Genomic DNA, 10272 nt, shown 5'->3' on the forward strand with positions numbered 1-10272 from the left:
CACAACCCGCCATCGTCATCGTGCGCCGCCAGGGACTCGAACCCCGGACCCGCTGATTAAGAGTCAGCTGCTCTAACCAACTGAGCTAGCGGCGCATGACTCCCGCCTTCCGCTTCCGCGGCCGGCGACGAAGAAAATACTACCCGGTGCCGAGGGGTGCTCGTGACCACCCGCCCGTGAGCCGGATCGCCAGCGCGAGCAGCACCGGCGCGGAGTTCCGGCTGAGCCCGTCCACGGCCCGGCGCAGCCGGTGCGCCTGCCCGGTGGGCAGCGACAGCGCCAGACAGCCCACGGCGGAGCCGGCCCGTACCGGGACCGCCGCGCAGACCGTGCCGACGGCGTACTCCTGGAGGTCCAGCACCGGGGCCGTGGGCGGCTGGGCGGCGAGCCGGGACAGCAGCAGCTTGTCGCTGGTGATGGTGCGCGAGGTGAGGCGGGCCATCGGGTGCCGGGCGAGATGGTCGCGCCGCCCGTCGTGGTCGAGCTGGGTCAGCAGGCTCTTGCCGACCGCGGTGGCGTGCGCCGAGGAGCGGAAGTCCACCCACTCGTGGACCGCGGGCGTGGCGGGCCCCGCGGCGTACTGGGTGACGCTGACCTCGCCGTCGACGTACCGGCTCAGATAGACGGCCGCGCCGACCTGGTCGCGCAGCCGCTCCAGGACCGGCTGGAGCAGTGCGCGCAGTGCCCGCCCGTCGCCCCGGGCCGCGCCGAGTCGGGCGAGGGCGCCGCCGGCGCCGTAGGCGTCCTCGGTGACCTGCTCGACGTAGCCCTCGCGGCGCAGCAGCCGCAGCAGGGCGGTCAGCCGCCCGGCGGGCAGGCCGGTGCGCCGGGACAGTTCGGCGGCGGTGACCCCGGCGGAGTGCCGGGAGACCGTCTCCAGGACGCGCAGGGCGTCGGAGACGGAGTGGTCGAAAGCGGTCGGCTCGTGCTTCAGCGCCACGGATGCCCCCTGCGCCTGCTCGCTCCGCGGGCCGTGATCCGGCCGGCCGGACCCGACCCACGATACGGGGCGCGCGGACTGCGGGGAGCGGGCGTCGGCGAGATTTCCCGCCCCGGCCGTCCTTCCGGGAAATCGGCATATGCCAGGGTCACGGCACCACGCTGAGGAACTCCCGCGCGCGCTCTGCTCCGGGTCGCCGGCCCGCTGTCGGGTCCGCTTCCGGGGCCGTTCCCGGGTATCCGCCCGGCTTTCCCCGGCGCGTCGTGTGCACGCGGTGGAGCACGATCGCGCCGCCGCCCGGGCGCCGCGGGGCCGTGCCGAGGAGATCCGCGGCCGCGCCGGGGTACCCGGACAGGCACGGCCGCATCACGCGCGGCGGCGACGACACGCAGGAAGGCTGGTCATGACCGCACTCGGAATCCTCTACCCGGGCCACTTCGCCGAGGACGACTACCCCCGCATCGAACAGCTCCTGGGCAGCGACATCCGGGTGGACCTGATCGGAACGGAGAACGAGGGGGACGCGGGCGGGACGGCGACGGGCCCGGGCGGCTCCGAGGGAAGCGCCGCGGACGAGGACGCCTGGCTGCGGCGGAGCGTGGAGGCACTGCGGCTGTCCGGCGCGGAGGCCGTGGTGTGGGCGAACACCCGCGGCGGCTTCGAGCAGGGCTGGGACGGCGCCCACGCGCAGGTCCGCGAGCTGGCCCTGGCCGCCGGCATGCCGGCCTCCTCCACCTCCTTCGGGTTCGTGAACGCGGCGCGGGAGATCGGGGCGCGCCGGGTCGCGGTCGCGGCGCCCTACGCGGACGACGTGACCGCCCGCTTCACACGGTTCCTGCGGGCCGGCGGGCTGGAGGCGGTCGCCGCGCACAGCGCCGGGGAGGCCACGGCGGACGAGGTGGCGGGCTGGGGCGAGACCCAGGTGCTGGCGCTGGTGCGGGCGGCGGACGCGGCGGACGCGGAGGCGGTGCTCGTGCCCTGCACGGCGCTGCACACCGCTTCCTGCGTGGCGGAGCTGGAGAAGGAGCTGGGCAAGCCGGTCCTCACCGCGAACCAGGTCACCGTGTGGGAGGCCCTGCGGTTGACCGACCGGCGCGTCAACGCCCCCGGTCTGGGTGCGCTGTTCACCCGGGAACCGGTCGTCCAGGTGTGACCCGGGTCGCGTGGGGCGAGGGGGGCGGCAGGTTGCGGGCCTTCGCGCGGCGGCGTTACCTGGAACTGTCCGGCGGTGCGGCGAGAGCCCGCCCCCGGGGCCACGGCGCCGTCCGGCGGCCCCCGCCCCGACCGCGCGTCCCCCTGGCAGCGGCCCGTCGTCGCCGTGAAGGCCGGTGCTCGTGAAGACCGGTGCTCTCGACGCGGAGGTGACCGAAGGTGAAAGCCGTCGTCTATGAGAAGCCCTTCAATGTCACGGTGCGGGACGTGGACGATCCGAGGATCCAGCATCCCAACGACGTGATCGTGCGCATCACGTCGAGCGCGATCTGCGGGTCCGACCTGCACATGTACGAGGGCCGTACGGCCGCGCAGGCCGGCATCGTCTTCGGCCACGAGAACCTCGGCATCGTCGAGGAGGTCGGCAGCGGCGTGACCTCGCTCGCCGAGGGCGACCGGGTCGTGATGCCGTTCAACGTGGCCTGCGGCTTCTGCAAGAACTGTCTCGCCGGAAAGACCGGCTTCTGTCTCACGGTGAACCCCGGATTCGCCGGCGGGGCCTACGGATACGTGGCGATGGGCCCGTACCCCGGCGGCCAGGCGGAGCGGCTGCGGGTGCCGTTCGCCGACTTCAACTGCCTGAAGCTGCCGCCGGGGGAGGAGCACGAGACCGACTTCGTGCTGCTCGCCGACATCTTCCCGACCGGCTACCACGGCTGTGAGCTGGCCCAGGTCTCGCCGGGCGAGTCGGTGGCCGTCTTCGGCGCGGGGCCGGTGGGCCTGATGGCCGCGTACTCCGCTCTGCTGCGCGGGGCGTCCAAGGTGTTCGTGGTGGACCGGGTGCCCGAGCGGCTGGCCAAGGCGGAGGAGATCGGCGCGATCCCGATCGACTTCACGAAGGGCGAGCCGGCTGACCAGATCAGGGAGCAGACGGGCGGCGAGGGCACCGACAAGGGCGTGGACGCCGTCGGCTACCAGGCGCAGTCCCACCACCAGGAGGGGCACGAGGAGCCGGCCGTCGTCCTCAACACGCTGGTCGAGACGGTACGGGCCACCGGACTGCTCGGCGTGCCGGGCCTGTACGTCCCGTCCGACCCGGGCGGCCCCGACGAGCACGCCAAGCATGGCCAGCTGCTGGTCTCGATCGGCAAGATGTTCGAGAAGGGGCAGCAGATGGGGACCGGGCAGTGCAACGTGAAGCGGTACAACCGCCAGTTGCGCGACCTGATCATCTCCGGCCGGGCCAAGCCGAGCTTCGTGGTCTCCCACGAACTCCCCCTGGACCAGGCCCCTCAGGCCTACGAGAAGTTCGACAAGCGGATCGAGGGCTACACGAAGGTGGTACTCCACCCGGACCACGCGCTGGCGGCGTAGGGGCTGTGCGGGGCGGGGAGGGCGAGGCGGCCCGCCCCGCCCTCCCCACGGGCCCGCCGCGCCCGCGGTCGGCCTCCGATCGGGACTTCCGCGGGTCGGGTGGGCGGGTGGGCCGGGGAACAAACGGAGACCGTCTCCTGTTGTCCACCGGAAGACCACCGGACGGTACGAACGCAGGAGGCACCCCGTGGCAGACGAGATCCGAGGCACGACACACGGCACGGCGCCCGTGCCCCTGTCCGTACTGGATCTGGTGACCGTGGGCGCGGGCCGCACGGCCACCGACGCCCTCCGCACCAGCGTCGCCCTCTCCCGCCTGGCGGAGTCCCGCGGCTACCACCGCTTCTGGGTGGCCGAGCACCACTCCATGCCCGGCGTGGCCTCTTCCTCGCCCGCGGTGATCCTCGCCCACCTCGCCGCCCACACCGACCGCATCCGCCTCGGCTCGGGCGGCGTCATGCTGCCCAACCACGCCCCCCTGGTGATCGCGGAGCAGTTCGGCACCCTGGAGGCCATGGCCCCCGGACGCGTCGACCTCGGCCTCGGCCGCGCCCCCGGCACCGACGGCGCCACCGCCGCCGCCCTGCGCCGCACCGACCGGCTGAACGAGGGCGCCGACGACTTCCCCCAGCAGCTCGCCGAGCTGACCCGCTTCCTGGACGACGACTTCCCCGACGGCCACCCCTACCGCCGTATCCACGCCGTCCCCGGCCCCGTCCAGGCCACCTCGCCCGGCGGCGTCCAGTCCCCGCACCGGCCGCCGATCTGGCTGCTCGGCTCCTCCGGCTTCAGCGCCCGGCTGGCCGGCATGCTCGGCCTGCCGTTCGCCTTCGCGCACCACTTCTCCGCGCAGAACACCGTCCCGGCCCTCGACCTCTACCGCGAGTCCTTCCGCCCGAGCGCGGTGCTCGACGAGCCGTACGCCCTCATCGGCGTCGCCGCCCTCGCCGCCGACGACGAGAAGGAGGCCCGCCGCCAGGTCCTGGCCGCCGCGCTGAACATGGTCCGGCTGCGCACCGGCCGTCCGGGCCTGGTCCCCACCCCGGAGGAGGCCGAGGCGTACGAGTTCAGCCCGATGGAGGAGGAGTTCGTCCGCTCCTGGAACGCCAACGTCGTCCACGGCACCCCCGACGAGGTCCGCACCGGCCTGGACGACCTCCAGAAGCGCACCGGCGCCGACGAGCTGATGCTCACCGCCAACGCCCACAGCGGCGACGTACGCGTCCGCTCCTACGAACTCATCGCCGACGCCTACGGACTGCCCACCGCCTGACCCCCGGGGCGCCGCGCGTCAGCGGCGCCCGCAGGCGTGGCCGTCGAGGAGTTCGGAGATGCGGTCCGGTGACACCGGGCGGGAGTACAGCCAGCCCTGCCCGGTGTCGCAGCCGATCCGCCGCAGCCTGCTGGCCTGGTCGGAGGTCTCCACGCACTCCGCGGTGACGGTCAGCCCCAGCCGGTGCGCGAGCTGGATCATCGCCTCCACGATCACCTCGTCGGCGGGGCTGGGCAGCTCCGCCTCGCCCGCCTGCCGCCCGGCCTGGAACCCCCGGACGAAGGACCCGTCCAGCTTCAGCGCCGACACCGGCAGCCGGCTGAGGTAGGCGAGGTTCGAGTAGCCGGTGCCGAAGTCGTCGATGGCGATGTTCACGCCCATGTCGCTGAGCGCCCGCAGGGCCTCCAGCGGGCGTCCGGCCGAGCCCATCACCGCCGACTCGGTCAGCTCCAGCTGGAGCAGCCGCGGCGCGAGCCCGGTCTCCGCCAGCACCTCGGCGACGTCCGCCACCAGGTCGGAGTCCCACACCTGGCGTACGGCGACGTTGACGCTGACGAAGATCGGCGGCTCGTCCGGGTGGTCCAGCTGCCAGCGGCGCGCCTGGCGGCAGGCGGTGGCCAGGATCCAGCGGCCCAGCGGCACGATCGAGCCGTCCTCCTCCGCCAGTGTGATGAACCGATTCGGCGTCAGCACCCCGAACTGCGGGTGGCGCCAGCGCACCAGCGCCTCCACCCCGCGCAGCCGCCCGTCCGCCATGGCGACCAGCGGCTGGTACTCCAGCGTGAACTCGCCCCGCTCCACGGCCGCGCGCAGCGTGGAGACGAGGGCCTGGCGGGTCATCCGGGTCGCGTTGCGCTCCGGGTCGAACAGGGTCCAGCGGGCCTTGCCGTCCGCCTTCGCCCAGTACAGCGTCGTGTCGGCCGCCTGCATCAGGGCGGTGGCCGAGGTCCCGGCCGCCTGCCGTTCGACCACGCCGATCGACGCGGACACCGACAGCCGCCGCCCGGAGATCTCGAAGGGTTCCTGAAGCGCCGTCAGCACCGACTCGGCCAGATCGGCGAGCTGTTCGGTGCCGGTGGAGTCCTCCACCAGCAGGGCGAACTCGTCCCCGCCGAGCCGGGCCACCAGCGGCGCGCTCGCCCTGCCGTACCCGGTCTCGTCGGCGCAGCCCTGCAGCCGCCGGGCCACGGCCGCGAGCAGCCGGTCGCCGATCCGGTGTCCGAGGGTGTCGTTGACCGCCTTGAAGCCGTCCAGGTCGAGATAGCACAGGCCGACCCGGCCGGTCCCGCCGCGCTCGTACGACTCGGTCTCCAGTACGGCCGACAGGCGTTCGAAGAACAGGGTGCGGTTGGGCAGCCGGGTCACCGGGTCGTGCATCCGCAAGTGCCTCAGCCGGGACTGTAGTTCGCGGCGGACGCTGATGTCGGTGAGGGACAGCAGCACGCCCGCGGCGCTGCCCGGCCCGCTCCCGTCCGGGGCCGGATGCTCCGTCGGCAGCGGTGCGAGGGTGACCTGGACCCAGCGGGAGCGCCCGTCGGCGTGCTTGAAGTGGCGGACGCAGCGCAGCCGTGCCTGCCGCCCGCGCAGCACCGCCCGGTACGCCTGCCAGGTGCGGGCGTCGGAGGCCAGGTCCACCAGATCGGCGGCGGGCCGCCCGGCCAGTTCGCCGGGGTCGGTGCCGAGCAGCTCGCCGAGGGTGTCGTTGGCGCTGACGACCAGGCCCTCGCGGTCCACGACGGCCATGGCGAGCGGTGCGGCGTCGAAGGCCGAGCGGAACGGCGACCCGGCGGGTTCCGCCGTCCGGGTGACGCCCGGTGCGGGGACGGTGCCGGAAGCGGGCTCAGGGGGCGCTGCGTGAGCCGCCGTGCGGGCCACGGCGCCGGCGGCCCGGGCGCGCGCCTGGTCCCCGGGGGCGGTACCGGCCGATTCGACACCAGGCGGTGCCATGGCATCACTCTGTGTGACTTCCGGCTGGATGAGGTCTGCCGTGGGCGTCGGCCCTTCGGACGTTCCGCTCACCGCTCGCTCCCGCAGTGCACTCGGTTCTCGTATCGGTCTCGTCGGGTGGCCGGCCGAGTGACGCATGGCCGCCGGGCCCGTGTCCGCGCAGGAAAGTGCCAGGAAAGTGTGCCGATCATAGAGGTTGGCGCCGGACCGCTGCCAGCGGTTCGCCGGTCTCGTCGGATCACTCGCACTCCTGACGGATCGTTTCTGTCCGCACCTGGACAGGTTCTTCGAGCCACCGACCGCTTGTGACGTTCCGTGAACGGCCCGGGGGTGTCGCTCTTCCCGGCGTCTCGTCACGCCTCCGTACCTCGCGAACTCGGGTCCCTCACCCTTCCGGTGCAGACAAACAGGGCGTACCTCACCAAACTCCCACAGGCTGGGTGCGGTGTCCCCGCGAACCGCACCCGGAGGTTTCCGTGCCGCGTCAGCTCCCCCTGAAGGCGCTCGGCCGTGACGCCCTCAAGGCGCTGGACCGGGCCGGAGCGCGGCCCCGACTGCGCAGCACCGCCGCCGTGTTCACCACGCTGTCCGCGGTCGCCGCCACCTCCATCCTCGGCGGCCCGTCGGTCGCCGAGCCGTTCTCGACGGCGCCCTGCGCCCTGCACCGCACCGCCGCGCACCACTCCGAGGGGGTGGACACCTGGAACGCCTCCTATGCCCGGCCGACCCGGCCGCTCGACGCCGTGATGGTCTACCTGTCCTTCCCCGACTCGGCCCCGCTCACCACCCCCGACGAACTCACCGCCGACCACTTCCCGGGCACCGGCCAGTTCTTCGAACGGGCGTCCTACGGAAAGTTCACGCTGCGCCCGCACCCGCTGCGGCACTGGATCCGGATGCCGCGCCCGTCCACGGCGTACGCCATGCACCGCGACTGGAACGCCGCCGACCGCACCGCCTATCTGCGCGACGCGATCACCGCCGCCGACCCGGAGGTCGACTTCTCCCGCTACGACGTCGTGTACCTGGTGGCCGACCCGGACGCGCCGGGCGTCGACTCAGACGCCACGAAGGTCGTCAACCTGGACACCCCGCTGCGGGCCGACGGCCGGGACCTGCGGCGGGTGGTGACGGTGTTCGAACGGCACCCCCCGGACCGGCTGGTGCTCGCCCATGAGACGGGACACGTCTTCGACCTGCCGGACCTGTACCACCGCCCCTCGGACGACAAGGGCGACTGGGACACCTACGTCGGCGACTGGGACCTGATGGGCAGCCAGTTCGCGCTCTCACCGGACCTGTTCGCCTGGCACAAGTGGCGGCTCGGCTGGCTCGGCCCGCGCCAGGTGACCTGCGTACGGGGCACCGGGACGACCAGGCTGACCCTGGAGCCGGTCGAGGCCGGCCCGGCCGGCGCGCCCGGGGGCGCGAGCGCGGGCGGGGACCCGGGCCTCGACCAGACCGGGGACGACCGGAGCGGGACGGGGCTCGGCGGGCAGCCCCTGTTCGGGCTGGGCGGCGGGACGAAGCTGGCCGTGGTGCGGACCGGGAGCGACACCGCCCTGGCCATCGAGGCGCGGGACGCGATCGGCAACGACACGACCGGCTGCCGGTCCGGGGTGCTGATCTACCGGGTGCGCGGCACGGCCGAGTCGGGCGGCGGCGCCGTGCAGGTGGTCGACGCCCATCCGCGCACCGAGGCCTGCTGGGAGAACTCCGTCTACCCGCCGCTCGCGGACGCGCCCGTCGATGTCGGCGAGAGCTTCACCGTGCCGGGCGACGACGTCCGCGTGGAGGTGGAGAACCGCACGACCTCGGGCGCGTACACGGTCGACGTCACACCCGGCTGAGCGGAGGCCGGGCGCGGGACGACCGGAGGGACGGACGTGCGGACTGGGGGGCGGTCGGGCGAGGGAGCGACCGAGCGGGGGTGGCCGAGCGGGGAGGCGACGGAGGCGGGAGGCACGGGTGGCGAAGCCCCCACAACGCGCGGTGAAGCCGCACGAAAACGAAGATGGCGGGTTGTGTTCACGCTGTCCGCGAACACAACCCGCCATCGTCATCGTGCGCCGCCAGGGACTCGAACCCCGGACCCGCTGATTAAGAGTCAGCTGCTCTAACCAACTGAGCTAGCGGCGCCTGCTGACGTCGTAGACATTAGCATCCTGGTCGGCCGGAGGAAAAATCGAAATCCGTACCGCCGCGCGGGCCGCCCGCACCGCCGCCCACAGCAGGATCTCGGGGCCCGGCAGCCACGGGTGGCGGCTGTCCGGGGCGACCAGCCAGCGGGACGCGGAGCGGCCGAGACCGGTGCCGGCGACGGGCGCGGGCACGGTCACCGCGTCGCCGTTGCCGTGGCACAGCAACGGCGGAACGCCCCCGGCGCGCCCGGCGCCGTCCGTCCGGCCGCGTCTGCCCCACTCCTCCCACTCCAGCAGCGAGGGCAGCCGGTGGGCGGTGCCCGGCGCGGTGAACAGCAGCATCCGCCCCCGGTGCACGGCGACCGGGCCGGAGCCGGGGCCCTCCTCCCACATCCGGTCCAGCATCCGGCGGCCGAACATCGCCGGCGCGTTGACCACGTCGAACGCGGTGCCGCAGGGCAGCACGACCGGAGCGTCCGGCCGTTCCCGCCAGAAGGCGAGCGTGCTGCGCGGGTAGGCGGCGGCCGAGGCGAGCCAGGCGGCGCCGTCCGGGGTGACGCCACACGGGTCACCGCCGTGGCCGGCGGCGGGGTCGAACTGACGGGGGAGCGGTTCGTCACTGGTGCGGCTCATGCCGGTATGTCTACCGACCGTGCGCGGGCGGTTCCCCAGAGTCGCGGGAAACCGGGACAGACGACGGAGGAGGGGAGTATCTTGCCCGCCTGTCATATGCCAGGTCGATGATGACAGCGTGTCCCGGGCGTGCAGGGGGGCGCGTGACGGATGCGGAACCGCAGGCCGTGCACCTGGGCGCCGCCGACCCGGATCAGGCGGGACGGGCGGGGCGGACCGGGAGCCGGGCCGGCCGGGTCACAGCGGATCGGACGGGTTGGCGTGCACGCTCTCCCCGGTGCCGCGCAGCAGGTCCCAGCCGAACTCGATCATCTTCTTGGCGTAGTCCTCGGTCCACTCCGCCCGTTCGGCGATGTCCGCCGCGCTCAGCCGGTCGAACCGCCGCGGGTCGGCGAGCTGCGCCGCCGCGACAGCCTGGAACTCCACCGCGCGGTCGGTCGCCGCCCGGAACGCGAGCGTCAGTTCGGTCGCCCGTTCCAACAGCGCCTGGGGGTCGTCGATCGACTCCAGGTCGAAGAAGTGCTCCGGGTCGGCAGCGGCCGCTGCGGGCTCGAAGAGCAGGGGCGCGGGGCGTAGCCGCGGTTCGTTGCGACGCGGCGTGGGCTCCGCCATGTCTTCTCCTCCTCGTACGGTTCGGATGGCGCCGCCTTCTGGAAGGGCCACCCTCCATTGTCTCGCGCGAGCGCAAGGGGGCGTCGGGGCAGGCGTCACCCACCCCCGGGGGTAGTCAAGGCGCGAGCGCCGCCCGATGTTCCCGCACCGCCCCCGGCGGAACCGATCCGGCGCGCGGACGGCTCCGCACCGGTTCCCGC

Annotated in this window: 8 protein-coding genes and 2 tRNA genes; 4 read left to right on the forward strand and 6 right to left on the reverse strand. The window is 73.7% G+C overall.

The genetic code is table 11. The features are described from left to right. Positions 1 to 21 precede the first annotated feature (21 nt). Both AB0N63_RS22630 and AB0N63_RS22635 read right to left on the reverse strand, forming a co-directional pair. Positions 22 to 95 (reverse strand) — tRNA-Lys (locus AB0N63_RS22630). Between the two features lie 44 nt (positions 96 to 139). Further along, the gene (locus AB0N63_RS22635; protein ID WP_365530831.1) at positions 140 to 940 is read right to left on the reverse strand and encodes an IclR family transcriptional regulator C-terminal domain-containing protein; all 801 of its coding nucleotides are present in this window, start codon (positions 938 to 940) and stop codon (positions 140 to 142) included. Positions 941 to 1343: 403 nt separating this feature from the next. Here AB0N63_RS22635 and AB0N63_RS22640 point away from each other — a divergent pair, with 403 nt between their 5' ends. The 3 genes from AB0N63_RS22640 to AB0N63_RS22650 all read left to right on the forward strand — a co-directional run bounded on the left by AB0N63_RS22640 (position 1344) and on the right by AB0N63_RS22650 (position 4739). Next, positions 1344 to 2093: a decarboxylase gene (locus AB0N63_RS22640; RefSeq protein ID WP_365530833.1), complete on the forward strand. Its 750-nt coding sequence runs from the start codon at positions 1344 to 1346 to the stop codon at positions 2091 to 2093. A 218-nt stretch (positions 2094 to 2311) separates the two neighbouring features. Further along, positions 2312 to 3466 (forward strand): glutathione-independent formaldehyde dehydrogenase, encoded by a 1155-nt coding sequence (locus AB0N63_RS22645; protein ID WP_365530835.1) that lies wholly within the window; start codon positions 2312 to 2314, stop codon positions 3464 to 3466. A gap of 187 nt (positions 3467 to 3653) precedes the next feature. Beyond that, positions 3654 to 4739 carry an LLM class flavin-dependent oxidoreductase gene (locus AB0N63_RS22650; RefSeq protein WP_365530837.1) on the forward strand — a complete coding sequence of 362 codons (1086 nt, stop codon included), beginning with the start codon at positions 3654 to 3656 and terminating at the stop codon, positions 4737 to 4739. An 18-nt stretch (positions 4740 to 4757) separates the two neighbouring features. On the opposite strand, the gene AB0N63_RS22655 is transcribed toward AB0N63_RS22650, so the two are convergent. Further along, positions 4758 to 6758 (reverse strand): EAL domain-containing protein, encoded by a 2001-nt coding sequence (locus AB0N63_RS22655; protein WP_365530839.1) that lies wholly within the window; start codon positions 6756 to 6758, stop codon positions 4758 to 4760. Positions 6759 to 7162: 404 nt separating this feature from the next. Between AB0N63_RS22655 and AB0N63_RS22660 the strand changes: the two genes are divergently transcribed. Next, a complete protein-coding gene (locus tag AB0N63_RS22660; protein WP_365530841.1) occupies positions 7163 to 8536 on the forward strand; it encodes a M6 family metalloprotease domain-containing protein in 1374 nt (457 codons plus the stop codon). 215 nt (positions 8537 to 8751) lie between these two features. On the opposite strand, the gene AB0N63_RS22665 is transcribed toward AB0N63_RS22660, so the two are convergent. The 3 genes from AB0N63_RS22665 to AB0N63_RS22675 form a co-directional block, all read right to left on the reverse strand. Continuing rightward, positions 8752 to 8825 (reverse strand) — tRNA-Lys (locus AB0N63_RS22665). After that, on the reverse strand, positions 8816 to 9460 hold the full coding sequence (locus AB0N63_RS22670; protein ID WP_365530843.1) for a bifunctional DNA primase/polymerase: 645 nt from the start codon (positions 9458 to 9460) through the stop codon (positions 8816 to 8818). The genes AB0N63_RS22665 and AB0N63_RS22670 overlap by 10 nt, the downstream gene beginning before the upstream one ends. A 237-nt stretch (positions 9461 to 9697) precedes the next feature. Next, positions 9698 to 10072 carry a hypothetical protein gene (locus AB0N63_RS22675; protein WP_019980558.1) on the reverse strand — a complete coding sequence of 125 codons (375 nt, stop codon included), beginning with the start codon at positions 10070 to 10072 and terminating at the stop codon, positions 9698 to 9700. Between the last annotated feature and the right edge of the window lie 200 nt (positions 10073 to 10272).

Origin of the sequence: Streptomyces sp. NPDC093260, from assembly GCF_040683715.1 — a bacterium.
GTDB classification, from domain to species: domain Bacteria; phylum Actinomycetota; class Actinomycetes; order Streptomycetales; family Streptomycetaceae; genus Streptomyces; species Streptomyces sennicomposti.

Excerpts from the sequence above, each read along its gene's own strand:
- AB0N63_RS22670 (WP_365530843.1), bottom strand. The coding sequence starts at position 9,460 with ATGAGCCGCACCAGTGACGAACCGCTCCCCCGTCAGTTCGACCCCGCC.
- AB0N63_RS22675 (WP_019980558.1), bottom strand. The coding sequence starts at position 10,072 with ATGGCGGAGCCCACGCCGCGTCGCAACGAACCGCGGCTACGCCCCGCG.
- AB0N63_RS22640 (WP_365530833.1), top strand. The coding sequence starts at position 1,344 with ATGACCGCACTCGGAATCCTCTACCCGGGCCACTTCGCCGAGGACGAC.